This is a genomic window from Pannonibacter sp. CBAS1226, from assembly GCF_055685825.1.
In genome coordinates this window covers 117,928-141,273 of the sequence record NZ_JBVOUO010000009.1, presented here as the reverse complement: position 1 = coordinate 141,273, position 23,346 = coordinate 117,928, and the positions used below count along the sequence as shown (strand labels likewise).

The window sequence follows — 23,346 nt, the reverse complement described above, 5'->3', positions numbered from 1 at the left end:
GGTGTAAGTTGGTTGTCCCAAGAGCTAGAGCCGCAAGACCGTGGCTCACCGGTCCCGGATCTCCGCTTCGCTGCGTCCGGGATGACGACGGAAAGGCTATGGCTGCGTTTTTGACGACTGCTGGTTTTCGTTTGAAGGCCGCTTTGCTCAACCGCGGAAGATGAAGCCTGCGCCAACGGCGATCAGCGAGAAGCCGATCAGGTGATTGAAGCGCAGCGGCTCGCCCAGATAGAAAACGGAGAAGAGCACGAAGACCGTCAGCGTCAGGACTTCCTGAATGGTCTTCAGTTCGGCGGCATTGAAATAGCCGTAGCCGATACGGTTGGCAGGAACCTGCAGGCAATATTCGAAAAAGGCGATGCCCCAGCTGACCATGATGACGATCCAGAGCGCGGTGCTCTTGAACTTCAGATGGCCATACCAGGCGAAAGTCATGAAGATATTGGAGGCCAGCAGGAGACCGATGGTCACCAGCGGAACGGGAAGGGAAGCCATGTCAGGATGCACTCCGGCAAGAAAAGGCGCTGGCCGGGCATGATTCCTGCCGCGTGACCAGACGCCTTCACTTGCGCGCAGTTTGCGGCGCGCGCAAGGCCTTCGTGACCCCTCCCTGCGTCATTTTGTCAGAATCAGCTTGCCGAGCTTGGTGATCGTCAGCCGGTAGGTCTCGTCATTGTGCCGGATGCGCACTTCGCGTGAACCCTTGAACAGGGAGGTGCTGTCCAGCATGCCGTTATGGTCTGCCGCAGCGCTCTTGCGCATGCCCGGAAGGCTCAGCTTTTCCTGGCGCAGGCTGTTCTGGCTGGGCACGGCGTGGGAGGGGGGAACGTGGCGCATGAAATTACCTCGACAGCTCAACAGTTTGGACAAGTTCCAATGTGCGGTGCACCCGCAACATTTAACTTGACTGTAATACTCATAATAAGCTATCAAGGCAAGGCCTGAGCGGCGGTGCTTCGGAAATCGCGTCCTTCGAACCACGTGCCCTCAGGAGGCTGACCTTCAGTCAAAATGCCTGGCAAGCCAGCTGTTTTCTCCTCTCCCTCAGACAGCAAGCCAGCCCGGCGTTCCCCGCTTCAAGCGGGGAGGCCTGCGGGCCCGATTCTGCCCTTTGAGGCAATCTCTCCCCGAACAGATTTTCCGGAACAGCCAGTCACCTGAGCGCAACCCTCCGGTTGCCGCCGCGTGAGCGCCTGACCGTTGCTGTCCAAGAAAAAACGCCGGACCTGTCAGGACCGGCGTCTCAATGCAATCGCCTTGCGGCCTGCCGTAGCAGGGAACGGGTCAGCTGGCGGCGGCGAGAGAAATTTCGCCGATGTTCAGCAGCTGGCGCAGGTCCGTGCGGTTCTCGGAGATGTCTTCGATGGTCTTGCTGTCCAGCACGTCCATGAAAGCCTCCAGCGCTTCGTGCAGCACGCCGTTGAAGCCGCAGGTCGTCAGGATCGGGCAATCCTTCCGGCCGGAGTTGAAGCATTCCGCCAGATAGAAGGATTCTTCGGCAACCCGCACAACCTCGCCCAGCGTGATCTGGTCGGCGGGTCTCGCCAGAACGATCCCGCCATTGCGGCCGCGAAGGGTCTTGATGAGGTCCGCATCCACCAGGATCTTCATGATCTTGAACAGGTGCGTTTCGGACATGCCGAAGCTGGCGGCAATCTCTGCCACCTTGCTGGGACGGTCCGGGTTCGCTGCGCAGTACATCAGCGTGCGAACGGCATAGTTAGTTTGTTGAGTAAGACGCATAGGTTTTAATATGTCCTCAAGAGGGGCAACCGTCAATGGGGTAAACGCGTAAGGATCGCAGTATTCTGCGGCTTACGGACTTGTTGCCGATACGTCAGGTTTTTGCCTCCTCCGGGGGCAGATTACCCGGCAAGAAGATGTCGATGCCGATCCGCTCCTGTTCCGCGATCACCGGCGTGCCGTCAATCAGCGCCTTCAGCACCCGGACTGCGCTGCGGATCTCGTGGCCGGGGTTCTGGGCGATCAGCGCATCAATGGTGCCGTCGAGCAGCGCCCGGCGGGTGTATGGCGTCAGTTCATGGGCGATGAAGGTCACCTGCCGCGCCACGCCGCGTTCCTCCAGCGCCGAAATGACACCCCGGTTGCCGCCGCCCGCATTGTAGAGCCCTTCGAGGTCCGGATGCTCGTCGAGCAGCCGCAGGGTGATGTCGCGGGTGCGCTCATTGTCATCGCGGCCTTCGCGCACCTTCAGCGCCTGCAATCCGGGCTGAAGCTCTTCCAGCACCTCAAGGCAGCTGCCGTGGCGCTCCGCATGGTCGCGCAGGCCCAGCGAGCCGGCAATGAAGCCGACCTTGGCCGTGGAGCCGGGGCGGTTGCCGGCAATGAACCGGGCGAGCAGCTGCCCGGCAGAGCGCCCCGCTGCCACATTGTCGATGCCGGCAAAATGCGCGCGCGCCGAGGCCGGATGATCGGAGATGAGGGTGACCACAGGCACGTCCCGCATGGCCAGCCGGTCGATGGCGGCACGCACCTCCGGTGAGCTGGGTGCAACCACGGCCACCCCGTCGCAGATGCTCTTGTCGAGCACGGCCAGCGTTCCGGCGACCGAATGGCTGTCAAAGGCGTCGATGGGGGTGATGGTCATCACCACCCGCTCGCCCGCAACACGCAGCGCCACTTGTTCCGCCTCCCGCTTCAGATCTTCCATGAAGGCGTTGGTGCTCTGGGGGATGAGGAAATGCAGCCGGTAGCGGCGGCGTTTGGCCAGGTTGGCGGCATGGACATCGGGCGTATAGCCCAGGTCCCGCACGGCCGTTTCAACCCGCTCAACCGTTGCGGCCCGCACACCCGGCCTGCCGTTCAGCACCCTGTCGACGGTGGCAAGGCTCACTCCGGCCCGCGCCGCCACATCATGAATGGTCACACGCTGCATCATCACTCCCCAGCTGCCCCGACTATAGCCGCCGCATCGGGCTTGTCAGCAATTTTGTGCAATGCAGCAAGTGCTGCTTTCAGCCGAGCACAGCCTGTCCTGCCGCATGGCCCGAGGCCCAGGCCCACTGGAAATTGAAGCCGCCGAGATGGCCGGTCACATCCACCACCTCGCCGATGAAATAAAGCCCCGGCACATCGTTGGCCTCCATGGAGCGGGAGGAGAGGGCGGTGGTGTCGACGCCGCCCAATGTCACCTCCGCCGTGCGGTAGCCTTCGGTGCCTGCAGGCAGCAGCTGCCAGCTGTTGATGGCGCTGCCCGTCTTCTGCAGCACCTTGTCGGGCTGGTCGGCCAGCCGTCCGCCAAAGCCATGGGCGGCGCTCAGCTCTTCCGCCAGCCGCTTGGGCAAAAGTCCGGCGAGCGCGGTGCGCACATCCTGCTTGCCGTGGCTGGTCTTGCCCGCCTTCAGCGCAGCAAACACATCGGTCTGCGGCAGTAGGTCGACGGTGATCGGCTGGCCCTCGCGCCAGTAGGACGAGATCTGCAGGACCGACGGGCCGGAAAGCCCCCGGTGCGTGAAGAGCAGGCCTTCGCGGAAACGCGTCTTGCCGAAGCTGACGACCGCATCCACCGAGACACCCGCAAGCTTGGTGCAGAGGATTTTGTTGTCGTCCGAGAAGGTCAGCGGCACCAGCGCGGGGCGGGGCGGAACCACGGCAAGGCCGAACTGTTTTGCAATCTCGTAGCCGATGCCTGTGGCCCCCATCTTCGGGATCGACGGCCCGCCGGTCGCCACCACCAGCGCCCGGGCGCGCAGGGCCCCGCGGGAGGTGGCAACGGAGAACCGGTCATCCGGCTTGCTGACGGCGGTAAAGGACGTTTCCATCCACAGCTTCACCCCCGACGCCTCCGCCTCGCGCAGCAGCATGTGGATGATGTCCATGGCGGCGTTGTCGCAGAACAGCTGGCCAAGGGTCTTCTCATGCCAGGGAATGCGGTGCGCCTCCACCAGCTTCAGAAAATGCTGCGGCGTATAGCGTTTCAGCGCCGAAACGCAGAAGCGCGGGTTCTGCGACAGGAAATTGGCCGGCGTGGTGTGCAGGTTGGTGAAATTGCACCGCCCGCCGCCGGAAATGCGGATCTTCTCCGCCGGGCGTTTGGCATGGTCGATCACCAGCACGGAAAGCCCCCGCTTTCCCGCCTCAATCGCACACATCAGCCCGGCCGCCCCGGCGCCGAGCACAAGAACATCAATATCGGTCATGGGCTGCTTATAGGGCTTTGCCGGTGGGACGGCTAGCGGGGGGGATCTGGTTATTCCAGCACGGCCTCTCCGCCCCCCTCCCCCTGGTGGGGAGGGGTAAGGGGTGGGGGGCTCTGAGCCGAAAAGAATATGAAAGACAGACAGATACCTGAAGAGGCCTCAGGAGGAGCTGCTGTATGAAATCAATGAATACTCCGCCAGACGGAAAGGCCTTTCCCCCCACCCCTCACCCCTCCCCACCAGGGGGAGGGGGGCGGAGGCGCCGTGCCGGAGTGATTCAACTTCAGGCTTTTCCGAAGCCGCTAAGGGCTTCACACACAATGTGTGCCCCAGAGACCTCACGAGGTCACTCCCCCTCAATAAGCCGCCTCGGTCCGTCCCATTTCCACGTAGACGCTCTTGATCTGGCTGTAGTGGGCAATGGCGGCGTGGCCGTTTTCGCGGCCGATGCCGGAGGATTTGAAGCCGCCGAAGGGCATCTGGATGGGGGTGAGATTGTAGGTGTTGATCCAGCAGGTGCCCGCCTGAAGCTGGCCGATGACCCGGTGGGCGCGCTGGATGTCGGGGGTGAAGACGCCGGCGCCGAGGCCGAATTCGGTGGCGTTGGCGCGGGTGATGACTTCTTCCTCCGTGTCGAAATCGAGCACACACATCACCGGGCCGAAGATCTCTTCCCTGGCAATGCGCATGCTGTCCTTAACATCGGCAAAGACGGTCGGCTCGACGAACAGCCCTTGCGGGAACTGCGGCACCTGCGCCGCCTTGCCGCCGCAGACGAGCCTTGCGCCTTCCTCCTGGCCCAGCTTCATGTAGCCCAGCACCTTGTCATACTGTGCCTTTGACACGAGCGGGCCGAGGTTGACGGCCTCGTCCAGCGGGTCGCCCATCACCGCATTGGCGGTGCGCTCGGCAAGGCGCGTCAGGAAGGCCTCCTTCAGGCCCTTCTGCACGAAGACGCGGGTGCCGTTGGAGCAGACCTGGCCTGTCGAATAGAAATTGGCGTTGATCGCTGCCGAGACGGCGCTTTCGAGATCGGAATCGTCGAACAGGATCAGCGGCGACTTGCCGCCCAGTTCCAGCGTCAGATGCTTGAGGTTCGCCCCCGCAAGGCCTGCCACCTTGCGGCCCGTCGGCACGGAGCCGGTGACGGAGACCTTGGCCACAGCCGGATGGGAAACGAGCTTTGCCCCCACATCGCCCGCGCCCTGCACCACGTTGAACACTCCGGCGGGAACGCCAGCCTCGGTGAGGGCTTCTGCCAGTTTCAGGGCGGAGAGCGGCGTCACTTCCGAGGGCTTGAAGATCATGGCATTGCCGCAGGCAAGGGCGGGAGCGGCCTTCCAGCAGGCGATCTGGATCGGATAGTTCCAGGCGCCGATGCCCACGCAGATGCCCAGCGGCTCGCGCCGGGTGTAGGCGAAGGAGCCGCCCAGATCGATGTGCTCGCCGGTCAGCGTGGCAGCGAGATTGCCGAAATATTCAAGGCAGTCGGCGCCGGAGGCCGCATCGGCGATGAGCGTTTCCTGCAAGGGCTTGCCGGTGTCCAGCGTTTCAAGCTCGCTCAGCTCCCGGTTCTGCCGGCGCAGGATCTCCGCTGCCCGGCGCAGCACCCGGCCGCGCTCCGTGGCAGGCGTTGCCGCCCAGAGCTTCTGCCCTTCGCGGGCTGCGGCAATGGCTGCTTCGATGGTAGCGTCATCTGCGCCATGCAGCCGGGCGATCACTTCGCCGGTGGCCGGGTAGATGCTGTCGAATGCGGGGCCTTCGGGGCTCTCCACATAGGCGCCGCCGATATAGTGGGAAGCTGCGGGTTGCGCGCGCATGGGCTTCGCTCCGTTCTGTTGACTGGGTGCCGCTGTGGGCACGCTCCTGTTCGGTCTTTTGGCTCAACGCTGGCTGTTTTGCCAGTCCGGATGGATCCACGGCTCCTGATTGGAGGCGGGCAGGGGCGTGCGGCCGAGGATATGGTCCGAGGCCTTCTCGCCCACCATGATCGAGGGCGCATTGAGATTGCCGTTGGTCACCTGCGGGAAGATGGAACTGTCCGCAACCCGCAAGCCCTCGACGCCGATCACCCGGCATTCCGGGTCCACCACGGCCATGGGATCGTCCTTGGCCCCCATGCGGCAGGTGCCGCAGGGGTGATAGGCGCTTTCCGCATGTTCGCGGATGAAGCCGTCCAGCTCATCATCGCTCTGCAGATGGCTGCCGGGCTGGATTTCCTTGCCCCGGAAGGGTGTGAAAGCCTCCTGCCCGAAGATCTCCCGGGTCAGGCGGATGCAGGCGCGGAAATCGGCCCAGTCATCGGCATGGGACATGTAGTTGAAGCGGATCGACGGCTTGTCCAGCGGATCACCGCTTCTGAGCCGCACTTCGCCACGGGACTTGGAGCGCATCGGCCCGACATGGGCCTGGAACCCGTGCCCCTCCGCCGCTGCCTTGCCGTCATAGCGCACGGCAAAGGGGATGAAGTGGAACTGGATGTCCGGATAGTCGATGCCGGCCTTCGAGCGGATGAAGGCGCAGGCCTCGAACTGGTTGGAAGCGCCAAGCCCCGTGCCGGTGAACAGCCACTGCGCCCCGATCAGGGCCTTGGAGACAAGGTTCCAGTGCTTGTAGAGCGTGATCGGCTGGGTGCAGGCCTGCTGCAGGTAAAGCTCCAGATGGTCCTGCAGGTTGGCGCCAACGCCGGGCCGGTCCGCCACAACTTCGATGCCGTTGTCCTTCAGGTGCTGCGCCGGGCCGATGCCGGAGTGCATCAGCAGCTTGGGCGAGTTGATCGACGAGGCGGAGATGATCACTTCGCGCCGGGCATGGGCCACCTGCGGCGCGCCGCTGCCGCGCTGATACTCAACGCCGGTGGCGCGGCCGTTTTCGATGATGACGCGGCGCACGAGGGCACCGGTGATCAGCTCCACATTGCCGCGCTTGAGGGCGGGCTTCAGATAGGCATTGGCGGCGGACCAGCGCTGACCCTTGTAAACGGTCATCTCCATGTCGCCGAAACCTTCCTGCTTCTCGCCGTTGTAGTCGGCGGTGGTCTCGTAACCGGCCTGCCGCCCGGCTTCGATGAAGGCATTGAACAGCGGATTGTGCTTGGGCCCGCGCTGCACATGCAGGGGGCCGCTGCGCCCGCGCCAGCTTTCGTCACCGGCCTTGGCATTCTCCATCCGCTGGAAATAGGGCAGCACATGCCGGTAGCCCCAGCCGCTGGCGCCCATGTCCTCCCAGGTGTCGAAGTCCTTCGCGTGGCCGCGCACATAGACCATGCCGTTGATGGAGGACGAGCCGCCGATCACCTTGCCGCGCGGGGTCGCCAGCACCCGCCCGCCCAGATGCGGCTCCGGCTCGCTGGCAAAGCCCCAGTCATAGCGGCGCATGTTCATGGGATAGGAGAGGGCGGCGGGCATCTGGATGAAAGGCCCGGCATCCGTGCCGCCGAACTCCAGCACCAGCACGCGGTTTGCAGGATCTTCCGACAGGCGCGCGGCCATGGCACAGCCCGCAGAGCCGGCCCCCACGATGATGAAGTCATATCCGCTCATGGCTGCACCTCGTTCCCGGCTCCGGATTTGCGCATGCGGATCTGCGCTTCCACATAATCCTCGACCATGCGGATGGCGGCTTCCCGGTCCGGCGATTTCCGGCTCAGGGCCTGACGGATCCACACGCCGTCGATCATGGAAGCGGTGCCTTCGGCGACCTCGGCCGCATCCTTTTCCGGCAGGAAGGCCTTGAGGCTGAAGGTCAGGTTGGAGGTGAGGCGCGCGGCATAGATGCGCAGCAGGCGCTGATTGGATTCGGCCGTCTGGGCCTGCGCGTAGAAGGACAGCCAGGCCGCAATCACCGCCTCGCGGAACTGCTCGGGATCGAAGTTCCCGGCGATGATCGCCGAAATCCGCTCGCGCGGGGTCGAGGCTGCGGCAAGCCGGGCGCGGATGCCCTGACCCAGCTCATGCAGCAGATGCCGCATGGTGGCCGCAAGCAATTGATCCTTCGAGCCAAAATAGTGGTGCGCCAGACCGCCGGACACACCGGCACGGCGGGCGATCTGCGCAATCGTCACGTCGCAGAAGCCTGTCTCGTGAATCGCATCCACGGTTGCTTCGATAAGGGTGCGGCGGCGTTCCGCTTCCATCCCGATTTTCGGCATCAGGCACTCCTTTCCTCACCCTATGGATATTTTTAATTGATCGATCAATCAATCAAAACTTGCCAAGCCTGCGGCAAAATGTTTCATTAGCAAAATCCAGAGGGGCAAACCGCACCGCAAAGACGGTCGTAGAAAAGGTTCCCCATTGCATAAGGGGTCCTGCCGGGTTCATTTGGGCGTGAACACCGGGGACGAGTCCTGTTATTACAGGGCGTCAACGCGAAAGCAGGAGAAAGAACCGGATGAAGCGTATATCCACTTTCATCGCCGGGCCGGCAGCGGGTTTTGCCCTTGCCATGACCTTGACGGGCAGCGCCCTGGCGCTGGAACCTGAAAGCTGCAAGATGGTCCGGTTCTCGGATGTCGGCTGGACCGATATCACCGCGACAACCGCCGTCACCACCACGCTTCTTCAGGGGCTGGGCTATGAGACGGATATCAAGATCCTCTCCGTCCCGGTCACCTACGCCTCGCTCAAGAACAAGGACATCGACGTCTTCCTGGGCAACTGGATGCCCACCATGGAGGCGGACATCGCCCCCTACCGTGAGGATGGGTCGGTCGAGACGGTCCGCGCCAATCTGGAAGGCGCCAAATACACGCTCGCCGTGCCGCAATATACCTACGACAAGGGCCTCAAGAGCTTTGCCGACATTGCCAAGTTCAAGGACAGTTTGAACGGCAAAATCTACGGCATCGAGCCTGGAAACGACGGAAACCGTCTCATCATCGGCATGATCGATCAGGATGAGTTCGGCCTGAAGGATTTCGAGGTGGTGGAAAGTTCCGAGCAGGGCATGCTGGCGCAGGTCGCCCGGGCCACCAGCCGGAAGCAGGATGTGGTCTTCCTCGGCTGGGCGCCGCACCCGATGAACTCCAGTTTCGAAATTGCCTATCTGGATGGCGGCGATGAGGTCTTCGGCCCCAACTATGGCGGCGCCACCGTCTACACCAATGTGCGCCAGGGCTATGTTGCCGAATGCGCCAATGTGGGCAAGCTGCTGACCAATCTCGAATTCACCCTCGAGATGGAAAACGGGATCATGGGCGCGATCCTGAACGACAACGCCGATCCCGCCAAGGCGGCCGCCGAATGGCTCAAGGCCAATCCGGCCAGCTTCGAAGGCTGGCTTGAGGGCGTGACCACCCGCGACGGCGGTGAAGCCATTCCGGCTGTGAAGCAGGCCCTCGGCCTCTGAACCCACCCGTACACTCCGGTGAGCTGGCCGAAAGGCCGCTCCCGGCAGGATGACATTGAACTGGCCGGGCACCATGTCCCGGCTGGAAGGGGGTGAATATTGACCTTTCCCGGCCTTTCCTTTGCCACTGCCGCCCAGACGGCGGCCTCATTGCCCGCCCAGGCGGTGGAGTGGCTGACCAGCCACAAGCTTCCCATAGGCCCCTGGGCAAGATCGGTGGTCGACTGGCTGACCACCAATGCCTACATGGTCTTTGATGCCATTTCCTACACAATTGAAGCCTTTATCGGCAGCCTGCTGTGGGTGCTGAAGACGCCGCATCCGCTGACGGTCGTCGCGGTCGTGACCGTTCTGGCCTATGTGGTCCGCCGCAACATCGGCTTTCCGCTGCTGGTGCTGGGCTCGCTGCTGCTGATCATCAATCAGGGCTACTGGACGGCCACGATGGATACGCTGGCGCTGGTGCTTGGCTCGACTGCAATCTGCATGGCTGTTGGCGTGCCGATTGGTGTCGTGGCTGCGCATAACCCGCGCTTCTATGCGTTCCTCCAGCCGGTGCTGGATCTGATGCAGACGATCCCGACCTTCGTCTATCTCATTCCCGCGCTCATTCTCTTCGGCCTCGGGATGGTGCCGGGCCTGATTGCCACGGTGATCTTCGCGCTGCCTGCGCCGATCCGCCTGACCCAGCTGGGGGTGTCCTCGACGCCCACGCAGCTGATTGAGGCGGGCGAGGCCTTCGGCACCACCCGCTGGCAGCTTCTGTGGAAGGTGGAGCTTCCCTATGCCCTGCCGCAGATCATGGCCGGACTGACGCAGACAATCATGCTGTCCCTGTCGATGGTGGTGATTGCAGCGCTGGTGGGGGCCAACGGCCTCGGCGTGCCGACGCTGCGGGCACTCAACTCGGTCAACATTGCCATGGGCTTCGAGGTGGGTGTGGCCATCGTTCTGGTTGCCATCGTGCTTGACCGTTTCTTCAAGGGCCGTTCGGGCAAGACCCGCAAGGGAGGCGCGAATGACTGAAGCTGCCGTTTCCTTCCGCAATGTGGATATCGTCTTCGGCTCGGACCCCAGGTCCGCCCTGCCGCTGATCGATGCGGGCCGCACCCGCACCGAAATCCAGAAAGAAACCGGCCAGACGCTGGGCGTTGCCGGTGCCACGTTCGACATCATGCCGGGCGAGGTGATCGTGCTGATGGGCCTGTCCGGCTCGGGCAAGTCCACGCTGCTGCGCGCCGTCAATGGGCTCAACCCGGTCATCCGGGGCGAGGCGCTGGTGCGGGATGAGGACGGGCTGGTCAATCCGGCCACCTGCGGTCCGGAGCGGCTGCGCCGCCTGCGCCGCAGCCGGGTGGCCATGGTGTTCCAGCAATTCGCCCTGCTGCCCTGGCGCACGGTGGCGGAGAATGTCGGCTTCGGGCTTGAGGTCGCAGGCATGCCGGTGGCTGAGCGCCGGCGCAAGGTGGCCGAACAGCTGGAGCTGGTCGGTCTTGCAGGGGTTGGCGGCAAGCAGGTGCACGAGCTGTCCGGCGGCATGCAGCAGCGTGTCGGCCTTGCCCGCGCCTTTGCCACGGATGCGCCGATCCTGCTGATGGACGAGCCCTTCTCGGCACTGGACCCGCTGATCCGCGACCGGCTGCAGGATGAGCTTCTGGAACTGCAGAGCAAGCTTCACCGCACCATCATCTTCGTCAGCCATGACCTTGATGAAGCGGCCAAGATCGGCTCGCGCATTGCCATCATGGAGGGCGGCCGCATCATCCAGCTCGGCACGCCGCAGGAGATCGTCCGCTCTCCGGCAACGCCTTATGTGGCGGATTTCGTCGCCCACATGAATCCGCTCAACGTGCTGCGGGCGCAGGACGTGATGGTGCCTGTGGAGGCGCAGGCCGCTGCCGCAGACGACTGTTCCCGCTGCGATCTTGCCACGCCCTTGCGCGAGGTCATCGCCCTCAAGCGCCAGTCGGCAGGCCCCGTTATCGTCCTCAACGGCGGTATCCCCGCCGGTCTCATCCGCGAGGGGGACCTGCTGGCGGCGATGGGGTGAGGGGAGGTGGCCTCTGCTGTGATGCGAGTGTCAGAGCAGTGGCATGACGGATAGCACAGGTTAGAGCTGTTAGGTTGACGCATTAGGTCCGGACATTGCCCGCACTGATGCCCTTGCTTTCTGGCTGGACGCCTCCGCCCCCCTCCCCCTCGTGGGGAGGGGTTAGGGGTGGGGGGAAAGCCTTTCCGGCTGGCAGGGAACTCATTGTCTCAGGACGCCCATTCCTTTCGGTATCTCTTCAGGAAAAGTTCAATTTTTCAAACCCTTGCAGGCTCAGAGCCCCCCACCCCTCACCCCTCCCCACGAGGGGGAGGGGGGCTGAAACGCCTTGCTCGAATGACCAGATCGCAGTCCTTCTTCCAGTCCTCTCGCGGCTGTGACCTGCGGTGAGGGCACGGCATGGATGCCATTGTCAGGGCAATGGCATGACGGATACGGATAGTGCAGGGGAAAGGTCTCCTCCGCCACAATCGTCTCAATCCGCCGGGCGTTCCGGGTCGCGGGTGTGGCGGAGGGCTTCGAGGGCTTTCATGCGCTGCTCGCTGCGGGTCCAGTTTTCCTGCGTCACACCGGCAATCAAGGCCTCGGCGATGGCCATCAGCGCGGTGGAGGAATCCCACGGCGAGGGCAAGGCGACGCGGGCGGGCAGCACATGGGCGGCGATACGGGCGATGGGTGACATCCAGCTGTCGGTGATCAGCCCCACCGTCACCCCTTGCCGGGCGGCCGCCTCGGCGAAGCGGATGATTTCGGCCTGATAGCGGCGGATATCGAAGACGACCAGCACATCCTTCGGCCCCATGCCGATGAGCTGGTCCAGCCAGTTGCCCTGCTGCCCCGCCACATGCTGCACGCCGGGGCGCACGATGCGCAGATGCGCGGCCATGTAACGGGCGAGCGCATCGGTGAAGCGCCCGCCGATGATGTGAACCGTCCGCTTTTCGTCCGCGAGCAGCCGGACGAAGGCTTCGATGTCCTTCTGCGGCAGATGCAGGAATGTCTCGCGCAGGTTCTCGACCAGCTTGTCGGCAAAGGCATTGCCGCAGCCCGAGCCTGCTTCCGGCAATGCCGGGTCGCGGGCAAGAGGAGATTTCAGCTGGTTCTCAAGCTCTGCGCGCAGCCGCTTCTGAAAATCGGCAAAGCCCGGAAAGCCTAGCCTTGCAACAAAACGCAGGATCGTCGGCGAACTGACACCGGCAGCTTCAGCGAACTGGGCGACCGTCTCCAGACCCAGCATCGGATAATTGGCCAGCAGCGCCACCGCCGCCCGCCGTTCGGTGGTGGTGAACTCGTCCAGCCGCTCCCGGATTTCCTCGGTCAGTGCGCGTTCCATGGGCTGTTCCCGGTTCTGTCTGCCGCTTGAGAAGGCAGGTGGCACATGTTCGGCAGGTGCCTTCGTTTTGTGTTTGACACGGCTTCAAACTGTGTATCAAATCATACACAGACAGCCGGACTTCGCAAATCTGTAACAAAAAATACAAGCGCAGATCCGGCCGCCAGAGGTATCGGGAGCAGCTATGGGGCAGGCAGGGGAACCGCAGCCGGAGCACGGCACAGGTGCGGCCATTTCCATCGAGAACCGCCAGGGGCAGAGCGATTTTGTCCTGCTTGTCGATCACGCCTCCAACGTGATTCCGCCGGAGTATGGCGATCTTGGCCTCAGCGCGGAAGCCCGTGTTGCGCATATCGCCTGGGACCCCGGTGCACTGGGCACCGCCCGCGAGATGGCGCGCCTGCTGGATGCGCCGCTGATCTATCCGCTGGTGTCGCGGCTCATCATCGATTGCAACCGTCAGCATGACGCCCATGACCTGATCCCGGCCATCAGCGAGACGACCCGTATTCCCGGCAATGAGAACCTGACGGAGGCGGAACGGCGGAAGCGCATCGCGCTGGCGCATGCCCCGTTCCATGCGGCGGCGGAAGCTGTGCTCGCAGAACGGGATGCACGCGGACAGGCCAGCATCGTTGTTTCGGTGCACACCTACACCCCGGTCTACAAGGGCGTCAGCCGCCCGTGGGAAATCGGCATCATCGCTGCGCAGGACCGGCGGCTGGCCGATTTTCTGATCCGGGAACTGGAAGCCGAAGGCGGGCTGACGGTGGGCGACAATGAGCCCTATTCCCCCGCTGACGGGGTCTATTACACAGTGAACCGGCATGGAGAATCCCGGGGCCGGGCGTGTGTCATGATCGAGGTGCGCAACAACGAGCTGGTGACGGCAGAGCAGGAACGGGAATGGGGCGCAAGGCTCGCCCGCATTCTGGAGGCCGCCCGTGCCCGGATTGGCCTGTCCGGCGGCAAGGGGAGCGGCAATGCCTAGAGCGGCCCTTGCCTATATCCGCTGGGTGGATGGCTTCAACCGGGGGCTCGGGCGGCTCGTCATGTACGGGCTGTTCATCCTGATGGCGATCCTGTTGTGGTCGTCCATCTCCAAGACCTTCTTCCAGCCCTCGCTCTGGACACTGGAAGCCGCGCAATTCGCCATGGTCACCTATTACATTCTCGGCGGCCCCTATGCCCTGCAGGCGGGCGGCAGCGTGCGGATGGATCTTTTCTATGCGGACTGGTCCCTGAAAAAGAAGGCGTGGTTCGACGCCTTCACGGTGTTCCTGCTGATCTTCTATCTCGGCGTGCTGTTCTATGGCGCCATGGGCTCTGCGGCCTATTCGCTCGGCTATTTCGGCACCCAGCCGCTCCACTTCTTTGGTGATCTGATCTACGCCTATGTCACCGGCGGCAGCGAGGCGGCCGGAAAGGTGCTGGGCTTTCTGGAGCGCAGCCGCAGCGCCTGGCGGCCTGAGCTCTGGCCGATCAAATTCGTCATGTGCTTCGGTTTCCTGCTCATGCTGCTGCAGGCCTTCTCCGAATTCCTGAAGGATATTGCGCGCATCCGTGGGGAGGAAATCTGATGTCCTACGAGATGATCGCCATCCTGATGTTCTCCTCGATGATGCTGATGCTCCTCACCGGGCAGCGCGTCTTCGGGGCCATCGGCGGCATTGCCACCATCGCCTCGCTGGCCCTGTGGGGCACGGGCTCCTACGACATTCCCTTCGCGCAGGCCATGAAGCTGATGGCCTGGTATCCGCTGCTCACCCTGCCGATGTTCATCTTCATGGGCTATGTGCTGTCGGAATCGAAGATCGCCGAAGACCTCTACCGCATGTTCCATGTGTGGATGGGGCCGGTCAGTGGCGGCCTTGCCATCGGCACGATCCTCCTCATGGTGCTGGTCTCGGCCATGAACGGGCTCTCCGTCGCGGGCATGGCCATCGGCGCCACCATCGCCCTGCCGGAGCTGCTGCGGCGCGGCTATGACAAGCGTATGGTCACTGGCGTCATTCAGGCCGGATCGTCTCTCGGCATCCTAGTGCCGCCGTCTGTGGTGCTGGTGCTCTATGCCATGATCGCCCGCGCGCCCGTTGGCCAGTTGTGGCTGGCCGGCGTCCTGCCGGGGCTGATGATGGCCGCCATGTTCATCCTCTATGTGGCGGTGCGCTGCGCCCTGCAGCCGAGGCTCGGGCCGGCGCTGCCGGTGGAAGAGCGCAACATCCCTATGGCGGAAAAGCTTCGGCTGCTCTCCGCCGGCCTTTTGCCCATCGGCATTTTCCTCGTCATGATGGTGCCCTTCGTCAAGGGCTGGACCAGCCTTGTTGAAAGCTCGGCCATCGGCGCGATTGCGGCGCTTGCCGTGGCGCTTGTCAAGCGGCGCATGACGCGGCAGATCTTCCAGTCCTGCGTGCGCCAGACGCTGCTGATCTCCTGCATGTTCATGTGGATTATCCTTGCCGCTCTCGGCTTCGGCGCCGTGTTCGACGGGCTCGGGGCGGTGAAGGCGATCGAGAGCTTCTTCACGGTGGAACTGGGGCTCAACCCCTGGACCATCCTGATCCTGATGCAGGTGTCGTTCCTCGTCATGGGCACGTTCCTGGACGACACGGCGATGCTGGTGATCGTTGCGCCGCTTTATGTGCCGCTGGTGGCCAAGCTCGACCTTGGCCTGCCGCCCGATCAGGTGCTGATCTGGTACGGCGTGCTTTACACGGTCACAACGCAGATCGCCTATATGACGCCGCCCTTCGGCTACAACCTGTTCCTGATGCGCGCCATGGCGCCGCCGGAGATCAGGCTCAGCGACATTTACGCCTCCATCGTCCCGTTTGTTCTGGTGATGATCCTGGCGCTCGTTATCATCATGCTGTTTCCGCAGGTGGCGCTCTGGCTGCCGCAGCAGGTCTACGGATAGGGCGTGCGGGCAGGGTGCCCGCGTGCAGGCAAGGCAAACTGCTTCACCCGCCGTCACAGCGGGCGGGAAGCGGACGGGGAGGACTGAAACCGGACGGGCGCACGGGGCAATCCGCAAGGCCGTCACTTCGGGGAAGCCGGACAGGCAAGAACAAGGCCGCAAAGGCAGCTGTCCGGGACACCATGATCATGACCAACAGGGGAGTTAGCAGACATGACCAGCAGACGTGAATTCCTGAAGAATGCGGGCCTTGGTGCAACGGTTGCAGCAGGCGCCACCACGCTGGCCGCTCCGGCGGTTCTCGCCCAGGCGCCGATCAAGTGGCGCCTGCAGACCTATGCCGGGCCTGCCCTTGGCGAGCACGTGATCAAGCCGGCCATCGATGCCTTCAATGCGGCCGCCAACGGCCAGATGGAAATCGAGCTGTTCTACGCCGACCAGCTGGTGCCGACCTCCGAACTCTTCCGCGCCATGCAGCGCGGCACCATCGATGCGGTGCAGTCGGACGATGACTCCATGGCCTCGCCCACCGAGGTGACCGTCTTCGGCGGTTACTTCCCCTTTGCCACGCGCTACTCGCTCGATGTGCCGGTGCTGTTCAACCAGTATGGCCTCAAGGAAATCTGGGAAGAGGAATATGCGCGCGTCGGCGTGAAGCACATTTCCGCCGGTGCCTGGGACCCGTGCCACTTCGCCACCAAGGACCCGATCAACTCCCTGGCCGATCTCAAGGGCAAGCGCATCTTCACCTTCCCGACCGCCGGCCGCTTCCTGTCGCAGTTCGGCGTCGTGCCGGTCACCCTGCCGTGGGAAGACATTCAGACGGCGGTACAGACCGGTGAACTGGACGGCATCGCCTGGTCCGGCATCACCGAGGATTACACCGTCGGCTGGGCGGATGTGACCAAGTACTTCCTCACCAACAACATCTCGGGCGCCTGGATCGGCCACTTCTTCGCCAACATGGACCGCTGGAACGAGCTGCCTGATCACCTGAAGATCATGCTGCAGCTCGCCATGGATTCCTCCCATCTCTACCGCCAGTGGTGGTACTGGGGCGGCGAAGCGGACCTGCGCGTCAACGGCACCAAGCTGCAGCTGACCTCCATTCCGGACGAGGAATGGGCGACGGTGGAAGCTGCTGCAGGCAAGTTCTGGGACGAGATTGCCGCCGAGTCCGAGACCAAGGCTAAGGTGGTCGAGATCATCAAGAAATACAACGCAGCCATGGCCAAGGCTGGCCGTCCGTACCGTTACGGCTGATCCGGCGCAAGGTTTGCGGCGGCGCGGAGCTTCGCGCCGCTGCCTGCGATCAACGGCGGCGCGGGAGGCTGCGCCGCCCGGTCACTTTCAAGAATGAACGGAACGATCATCCAGATGGCTGCCAACATGACATTCGACGCCCTGAAACAGGCCGTTCAGGAAGGTACGGTCGACACGGTTCTGGCCTGTATCATCGACATGCAGGGCCGCCTGATGGGCAAGCGCTTCCATGCGCGCCACTTCATCGACAGCGCCTATGACGAGACCCATTGCTGCAACTATCTGCTGGCAACGGACCTCGAAATGTACACGGTCGAAGGCTATGCCTCGACCAGCTGGTCGCGCGGCTATGGCGACTATGTGATGAAGCCGGATCTTTCCACCATCCGCCGCCTCGGCTGGCTGGAGGGCACGGTGATGGTGCTGTGCGACGTGCAGGATCACCACACCCACGCCGACGTGCCGCACTCGCCCCGCGCCCTGCTGAAGGGGCAGGTGGCACGGCTGAAGGACATGGGCTTTCAGGCGATGATGGCGACGGAGCTGGAGTTCTTCCTGTTCGAGAAGAGCTTCGACGAGATCCGCAAGTCCGGCTTCCGCGATCTGGAGCCGATCTCCGCCTATAACGAGGATTACCACATCCTCGCCACCACCAAGGAAGAGCATGTGATGCGCCCGGTGCGCAACCATCTCTATGCTGCGGGCATCCCGGTGGAGAACACCAAGGGCGAGGCCGAGGCCGGGCAGGAGGAGCTGAACATCCGCTATGCCCCCGCCATGCTCTGCGCCGACTATCACACCATCGCCAAACATGCGGTGAAGGAGATTGCCTGGCAGAAGGGGCACGGCGTTACCTTCCTGCCCAAGTGGCACAAGGACCGCACAGGCTCTTCCGCCCATATCCACCAGTCGCTGTGGACGCTGGACGGCAAGCCCGCCTTCTTCGATGCTTCGGACAGCCTCGGCATGTCGGCGCTGATGAAGCACTACATGGCGGGCCTCATCAAATACGCGGGCGACTACACCTATTTCCTGGCGCCCTATGTGAACAGCTACAAGCGCTTCCAGCGCGGCACTTTTGCGCCCACCCGCACGGTCTGGTCCATCGACAACCGCACGGCAGGCTTCCGCCTCTGCGGCGAGGGCTCGAAGGGCGTGCGCGTGGAATGCCGTATTGGCGGCTCGGACCTCAATCCCTATCTGGCCCTTGCGTCCCAGATCGCGGCCGGTATTCGCGGCATCGAGGAGAAGCTGGACCTTGCCCCGCCGATGACCGGCGACATCTATCAGGCGCAGAAGGCCAAGCAGATCCCCCGCACCCTGCGCGATGCGACGGAGACGTTGCGCAAGTCGAAGATGCTGCGCGAGGCTTTCGGTGACGGCGTTGTCGAGCATTACGCCCGCGCCGGGGAATGGGAGCAGGAGGAATTCGACCGCGTTGTCACGGATTACGAACTGGCCCGCGGGTTTGAGAGGTGCTGAAATAGGTACATTATATGCACTGTTGATGGGTGTGTTGTTTTCCCGTACGATTGTGACTGATGATGCACAGCGTGCGAAGGAGCTTGGCGATGCACAAGTATGATCCGCTTGGAACCTATTTGAAGTCCGGAAAGTTCGAGACTCTCTCGATGAGCTTTTCGGAAATCGAAAGGTTGATCGACGGCAGCCTGCCGGCCTCGGCGCGCAAGCACCGGGCCTGGTGGAGCAACAACCCAAGCAACAGTGTTATTACAAAAGCATGGCTCGATGCCGGCTATGTGACGGCCAATGTGGATCTGGCGGCGGAAAGGCTGACTTTCCGCAAGGCGCATAAGGATCAAACCGTGCAGACAGTGAAGGCGGTCCGTCCGGCAGCCAGCATCTTCGGCTGCATGAAGGGAACGCTGACGGTGCTGTCGGAGAGCGATCTGGTGCATCCTGCCGACGGGGAGTGGGGGAAGGTCTACGAGGATGTCTGAGCCGCTGCTGCTCGACACATGCGCCATGATCTGGCTGTCGCAGGGGGCTCCGGTCTCTGATGCGGCGATGAAGGCCATTGGCGCGGTGGATACGGCGAAGCATCCCCTTCGCCTGTCTGTCATGTCGGCGTGGGAGCTTGGCGTGCTTGTGGCCAAGGGGCGGCTGGCATCGACCAAGCCGCCGCTGCGCTGGTTTGAGGAATTTGTCGATGTGGCAGGCATTCAGGTGGAAGAGGTGACGGCGGGCATTCTGATCGCCTCCTCCTATCTGCCGGAGCCGGTTCACAACGACCCGATGGACAGAATTCTGATTGCAACAGCCCGTGAACACGATCTCACCATCGTCACACGGGATCGTGCCATCCTCGCTTATGGCGAGGCGGGCCATGTCAGGACACTTGCCTGCTGATGCGGGCACAACGGCTTTTGCCAACTGGAAGAAGAACATGACCGAAACAATCAAGCTGATATCGCCGGTCGATGGATCGGTTTACGCCGAAAGGGCTGCTGCAGACGCCACGGCGGTTGACCGGGCGGTCACGGCGGCGAAGGCAGCACAGCCGGGCTGGGCGGCAACGCCGCTGGAAACGCGCATCGGCCTGTGCCTGAAGGCACTTGAGGCGCTGCTGGCGATGAATGAGGAAATCGTGCCGGAACTGGCCTGGCAGATGGGCCGCCCGGTGCGTTTCGGCGGCGAGAAGGGCGGCGTGGAAGAGCGCGCCCGCTACATGGCCAGCATCGCCAAGGATGCACTGGCCAATATCGTTCCGCCGGAGCGCCCCGGTTTCAAGCGCTACCTCAAGATGGAGCCGCTGGGCCTCGTCATGGTCATTGCGCCGTGGAACTACCCGTTCCTGACGGCCGGAAACACCATCTTCCCGGCGCTTATGGCGGGCAACGTGGTGCTGCTGAAGCACGCTGCCCAGACGCTGCTGGTGGGCGAGCGCTTTGCCGAGGCCTTCAAGAAGGCCGGGCTGCCGGAGGGCGTGTTCCAGAACATCGTCATGACCCACGAGGGCACGGAAAGACTGCTCGGCTCCGGTCTTGTGGACCACGTCAACTTCACCGGCTCGGTTGCAGGCGGCAAGGCCATTGAAAAGGCGCTGGCCGGCACCTTCGCCACCATGGGGCTGGAACTGGGCGGCAAGGACCCGGCCTATGTCATGGCCGATGCCGATCTCGACTATGCCGTTGCCAATCTGGTGGATGGTGCCTTCTTCAACTCCGGCCAGTGCTGCTGTGGCATCGAGCGCATCTATGTGCATGAAAGCCGCTACGACGCCTTCGTGGACGGCTTTGTCGATCTGACCAGGCAGTACAAGCTCGGCAATCCGCTCGATACGGAAACCACCATCGGCCCCATGGCGCAGACGCGTTTTGCCACCTGGGTGCGCGAGCAGACGGAAGAGGCGCTGCGCAAGGGTGCCAAGGCGCATATCGACACGTCCGCCTTCCCGATGGACAAGGCCGGAACGCCCTACCTCGCTCCGCAGGTGCTGACCAACGTCAATCACCAGATGTCGGTGATGCGCGAGGAAAGCTTCGGCCCGGTCGTCGGCATCATGAAGGTGAAGGACGATGCGGAAGCCATCCAGCTGATGAATGACAGCCCCTATGGCCTCACCGCTTCGATCTGGACGGAAGACCTCGATGCGGCCGAGCGGATCGGCGGCGAGATCGACACCGGCACCGTCTTCATGAACCGCTGCGACTATGTGGATCCCGGCCTTGTCTGGACCGGCGTGAAGGACACCGGCAAGGGCGCCGCCCTGTCGCAGGTGGGCTTCGCCAACCTGACGCGGCCCAAGTCCTTCCATCTGCGCAAGGAACACTGAACCGGATTTGCGGCGCTGGCTGGACAATGATGTGAAGGCACGCAGTGTTGCAGATGCCTTCGATATTGCCGCAGCGCCCCTCTCCCCCCTTGAGGGGGAGATGTCTGCGTGAGCAGACAGAGGGGGGTATCAGCGCCGCAGCGGAAATGGCTTTCCGGTTGAACCGGAAGGCCGATACCCCCACCCCTAACCCCTCCCCTCAAGGGGGAGGGGGACGTTCTGCGGACTGATTTCGAGACCTTCAATCTGAAAGCCTGAACCATGACCACCGTTCCCTCTGTCAACTGGTCCTATCCGACTGCCGTGCGCTTTGGTGCCGGGCGCATCAAGGAGCTGGCCGCCGTCGTGAAGCTTGCGGGCATGAAGCGCCCGCTGCTGGTCACCGACCCCGGCCTTGCCAAGCTGCCGATGACCACAGCCATGCTCGGCCTGCTCAAGGCCGATGGCATCGAGGCTGCCGTCTTCTCGGACGTGAAGCCCAACCCGGTCGACAGCAACATTTCCGCAGGCGTTGCCGCCTACAAGGCAGGCGGCCATGACGGCGTCGTCGCCGTGGGCGGCGGCTCGGGCCTTGATGCGGGCAAGCTGATTGCCTTCATGTCCGGCCAGACCCGCCCGATCTGGGACTTCGAGGATATCGGCGACTGGTACACCCGCGCCGACCCAGCCGGTATTGCTCCGATTGTTGCCGTGCCGACCACGGCTGGCACGGGCTCGGAAGTCGGCCGCGCCGGTGTGGTCACCAATGAGGAGACCCACACCAAGAAGGTGATCTTCCACCCGAAGATGCTGCCTGCCTACGTCATCTGCGATCCGGAACTGACCACCGGCATGCCGCGCATGATCACCGTCGGCACCGGTATGGACGCGCTGGCCCATTGCCTTGAGGCCCTGTGCTCGCCCTTCTATCACCCGATGTCGGAAGGCATCGCCGTGGAAGGCGCCCGCCTTGCGCTGGAAAACCTGCCGCTGGTTGCCGCCAATGGTCAGGATCTGGTGGCGCGCGGCAACATGATGAGCGCCGGTGCCATGGGCGCGGTGGCCTTCCAGAAGGGCCTTGGCGCCATCCACGCCCTGTCCCATCCGGTCGGCGCGCTTTATGACACGCACCACGGCATGACCAATGCGGTCTTCATGCCCTATGTGCTGAAGTTCAACCGCTCCGCCATCGAAGCGAAGATCGAGCGTCTGGCCGGGTTCTGCGGGATCAAGGGCGGCTTCGACGGCTTCCTGGAGCATATCCTGAAGATGCGCGCCGATCTCGGCGTGCCCCACACCATCGGCGGCCTCGGTGTCGATGATGTCAAGCGTGACCTCATCGCGGACATGGCCATCGTCGATCCGACCGCAGGCGGCAACCCGGTCGAACTCACCCGCGACGCCGCCCTCGCCATCTTCGACGCAGCCCTCTCCGGCGAGCTGTGATCTGCGGACGAAGATGACCTGAACTGACGGAAGGCGCGGCCCGCGAGGGCTGCGCCTTTTGTCTTCAGCGGAGGCAGGCAGATTGCATTGTGAACCCGCTGGCTGCGAAGTCCCTGACAGGTCCCGGCACGGAGGCCGGGACGGCGCGGTGGGGAGGCTTTGGGCGTAGCTTACCGCAGGGTTCCGGGGCTCTTCGGAAGATGAACCAACTCTCCGCGCCGCCCCGGCCTTGTGCCGGGGCCTGTTATGATCTTGATGCCTCAAATGCTCTCACATCCGGCACCGCATGAAAGCCAGGATCAAAACAAACGCCCCCCGTGCAGAACCCCGCCACATCGGCTAGGCTCCCCGTCCAGTCTCAATCACTCCGTCAGGAAATCCCATGAACAGCGAAGATGATGCCGCCCGCCGCAAGCGCATTTCCGTGCGCGCCCGCCGGATGGTCTATGAGGGCCGCTGCACGGTGGAGGAGATCACCGTGGATCAGGACCGCAGCGATGGCGGGCAGCAGACCATCGTGCGTGAGGTGGTGCGCTATGGCCGCAATGTGGTGGCCATCCTGCCGGTGGACCGCAGGCGCAAATGCCTGCTGCTCTGCCGCCAGCTGCGGGTGCCGGTGATGGCCGATCAGGATGACCCCTTCCCCTGGGAGGTTTGCGCGGGCCGCCTCGAGGAGGGCGAGGACGTGCTGGACGGGGCACGGCGCGAGCTGATGGAGGAGTTCGGCGTCGAGGCGCAGGGGCTGAAACTGGCCTGTTCCAGCTATTCCAGCCCCGGCATTCTGGGCAGCCGGGTGGATCATTTCCTGTGCGACTACACCGGGATTGAGCGCCAGCGCGGCGGTGGTCTGGTCGAGGAGGGCGAGGATATCACCGTCCACGAGCTGACCTGCAGCGAGGTGGCGCAGCTGTGGCGGCAGGGCGCGATCCGCGATGCCAAGGCCTTGATCCTGTTGCAGCATCTGATGCTGACAGAGCCGGAGCTGTTTTCCGGCGCGGATTGATTGCACCGGCGTTTTTCATCCGTTAGCGTGCAAATCATGTAACGCGCAGA

General features: G+C 63.3%; 22 protein-coding genes. 13 read left to right on the top strand and 9 right to left on the bottom strand.

What is annotated here, in order from left to right:
* Window positions 1–147 precede the first annotated feature (147 nt).
* From AC0CMF_RS21210 to betI, 8 genes are all read right to left on the bottom strand, one after another.
* Window positions 148–495 carry a DMT family protein gene (locus AC0CMF_RS21210; protein WP_050472133.1) on the bottom strand — a complete coding sequence of 116 codons (348 nt, stop codon included), beginning with the start codon at window positions 493–495 and terminating at the stop codon, window positions 148–150.
* A 120-nt stretch (window positions 496–615) separates the two neighbouring features.
* Window positions 616–837: a hemin uptake protein HemP gene (gene hemP / locus AC0CMF_RS21205; protein WP_244274454.1), complete on the bottom strand. Its 222-nt coding sequence runs from the start codon at window positions 835–837 to the stop codon at window positions 616–618.
* Window positions 838–1,284: 447 nt separating this feature from the next.
* Entirely contained in the window at window positions 1,285–1,743 is a 459-nt protein-coding gene (locus AC0CMF_RS21200) for an Rrf2 family transcriptional regulator (RefSeq protein ID WP_082205851.1), read from the bottom strand.
* Between the two features lie 94 nt (window positions 1,744–1,837).
* Window positions 1,838–2,899 (bottom strand): LacI family DNA-binding transcriptional regulator, encoded by a 1,062-nt coding sequence (locus AC0CMF_RS21195; protein WP_082205850.1) that lies wholly within the window; start codon window positions 2,897–2,899, stop codon window positions 1,838–1,840.
* Window positions 2,900–2,975: 76 nt separating this feature from the next.
* Entirely contained in the window at window positions 2,976–4,160 is a 1,185-nt protein-coding gene (locus AC0CMF_RS21190; RefSeq protein WP_374630221.1) for a BaiN/RdsA family NAD(P)/FAD-dependent oxidoreductase, read from the bottom strand.
* A gap of 356 nt (window positions 4,161–4,516) precedes the next feature.
* Window positions 4,517–5,980: a betaine-aldehyde dehydrogenase gene (betB, locus tag AC0CMF_RS21185; RefSeq protein WP_374630222.1), complete on the bottom strand. Its 1,464-nt coding sequence runs from the start codon at window positions 5,978–5,980 to the stop codon at window positions 4,517–4,519.
* A 63-nt stretch (window positions 5,981–6,043) separates the two neighbouring features.
* Window positions 6,044–7,702 (bottom strand): choline dehydrogenase, encoded by a 1,659-nt coding sequence (gene betA / locus AC0CMF_RS21180; protein WP_123193561.1) that lies wholly within the window; start codon window positions 7,700–7,702, stop codon window positions 6,044–6,046.
* The gene (gene betI, locus AC0CMF_RS21175) at window positions 7,699–8,310 is read right to left on the bottom strand and encodes a transcriptional regulator BetI (RefSeq protein WP_050472126.1); all 612 of its coding nucleotides are present in this window, start codon (window positions 8,308–8,310) and stop codon (window positions 7,699–7,701) included. The genes betA and betI overlap by 4 nt, the downstream gene beginning before the upstream one ends.
* 242 nt (window positions 8,311–8,552) lie before the next feature.
* On the opposite strand from betI, the gene AC0CMF_RS21170 reads away from it, so the two are divergent.
* The 3 genes from AC0CMF_RS21170 (at window position 8,553) to choV (ending at window position 11,559) form a co-directional block, all read left to right on the top strand.
* On the top strand, window positions 8,553–9,509 hold the full coding sequence (locus AC0CMF_RS21170; RefSeq protein ID WP_374630223.1) for a choline ABC transporter substrate-binding protein: 957 nt from the start codon (window positions 8,553–8,555) through the stop codon (window positions 9,507–9,509).
* 165 nt (window positions 9,510–9,674) lie between these two features.
* A complete protein-coding gene (choW, locus tag AC0CMF_RS21165; RefSeq protein ID WP_026355441.1) occupies window positions 9,675–10,535 on the top strand; it encodes a choline ABC transporter permease subunit in 861 nt (286 codons plus the stop codon).
* Window positions 10,528–11,559, top strand: coding sequence for a choline ABC transporter ATP-binding protein (gene choV, locus AC0CMF_RS21160; RefSeq protein ID WP_374630224.1), 1,032 nt, complete (start codon window positions 10,528–10,530; stop codon window positions 11,557–11,559). The genes choW and choV overlap by 8 nt, the downstream gene beginning before the upstream one ends.
* A gap of 475 nt (window positions 11,560–12,034) precedes the next feature.
* Here the strand turns inward: choV and AC0CMF_RS21155 are convergent, their stop codons facing one another.
* Window positions 12,035–12,892, bottom strand: a complete 858-nt coding sequence (locus tag AC0CMF_RS21155) for a MurR/RpiR family transcriptional regulator (protein ID WP_374630225.1) — start codon at window positions 12,890–12,892, stop codon at window positions 12,035–12,037.
* Between the two features lie 184 nt (window positions 12,893–13,076).
* Here AC0CMF_RS21155 and AC0CMF_RS21150 point away from each other — a divergent pair, with 184 nt between their 5' ends.
* The 10 genes from AC0CMF_RS21150 (at window position 13,077) to AC0CMF_RS21105 (ending at window position 23,296) form a co-directional block, all read left to right on the top strand.
* Complete coding sequence (locus AC0CMF_RS21150) at window positions 13,077–13,883, top strand: N-formylglutamate amidohydrolase (protein ID WP_374630226.1); 807 nt, start codon at window positions 13,077–13,079, stop codon at window positions 13,881–13,883.
* On the top strand, window positions 13,876–14,472 hold the full coding sequence (locus AC0CMF_RS21145) for a TRAP transporter small permease subunit (RefSeq protein ID WP_374630227.1): 597 nt from the start codon (window positions 13,876–13,878) through the stop codon (window positions 14,470–14,472). The genes AC0CMF_RS21150 and AC0CMF_RS21145 overlap by 8 nt, the downstream gene beginning before the upstream one ends.
* The gene (locus AC0CMF_RS21140) at window positions 14,472–15,809 is read left to right on the top strand and encodes a TRAP transporter large permease (protein WP_374630228.1); all 1,338 of its coding nucleotides are present in this window, start codon (window positions 14,472–14,474) and stop codon (window positions 15,807–15,809) included. Before AC0CMF_RS21145 ends, AC0CMF_RS21140 begins: the two co-directional genes overlap by 1 nt.
* A 213-nt stretch (window positions 15,810–16,022) precedes the next feature.
* Window positions 16,023–17,072 carry a TRAP transporter substrate-binding protein gene (locus tag AC0CMF_RS21135; protein WP_019963318.1) on the top strand — a complete coding sequence of 350 codons (1,050 nt, stop codon included), beginning with the start codon at window positions 16,023–16,025 and terminating at the stop codon, window positions 17,070–17,072.
* A gap of 114 nt (window positions 17,073–17,186) precedes the next feature.
* The gene (locus AC0CMF_RS21130) at window positions 17,187–18,554 is read left to right on the top strand and encodes a glutamine synthetase family protein (RefSeq protein ID WP_374630242.1); all 1,368 of its coding nucleotides are present in this window, start codon (window positions 17,187–17,189) and stop codon (window positions 18,552–18,554) included.
* 59 nt (window positions 18,555–18,613) lie between these two features.
* A complete protein-coding gene (locus AC0CMF_RS21125; protein WP_472482450.1) occupies window positions 18,614–19,033 on the top strand; it encodes a DUF7662 domain-containing protein in 420 nt (139 codons plus the stop codon).
* On the top strand, window positions 19,026–19,442 hold the full coding sequence (locus AC0CMF_RS21120; protein WP_019963315.1) for a type II toxin-antitoxin system VapC family toxin: 417 nt from the start codon (window positions 19,026–19,028) through the stop codon (window positions 19,440–19,442). The genes AC0CMF_RS21125 and AC0CMF_RS21120 overlap by 8 nt, the downstream gene beginning before the upstream one ends.
* A 37-nt stretch (window positions 19,443–19,479) precedes the next feature.
* Window positions 19,480–20,868 carry an aldehyde dehydrogenase family protein gene (locus AC0CMF_RS21115; protein WP_374630230.1) on the top strand — a complete coding sequence of 463 codons (1,389 nt, stop codon included), beginning with the start codon at window positions 19,480–19,482 and terminating at the stop codon, window positions 20,866–20,868.
* A gap of 261 nt (window positions 20,869–21,129) precedes the next feature.
* A complete protein-coding gene (locus AC0CMF_RS21110; protein WP_374630231.1) occupies window positions 21,130–22,293 on the top strand; it encodes an iron-containing alcohol dehydrogenase in 1,164 nt (387 codons plus the stop codon).
* A 382-nt stretch (window positions 22,294–22,675) separates the two neighbouring features.
* The gene (locus tag AC0CMF_RS21105) at window positions 22,676–23,296 is read left to right on the top strand and encodes an NUDIX domain-containing protein (RefSeq protein ID WP_374630232.1); all 621 of its coding nucleotides are present in this window, start codon (window positions 22,676–22,678) and stop codon (window positions 23,294–23,296) included.
* Window positions 23,297–23,346 lie beyond the last annotated feature (50 nt).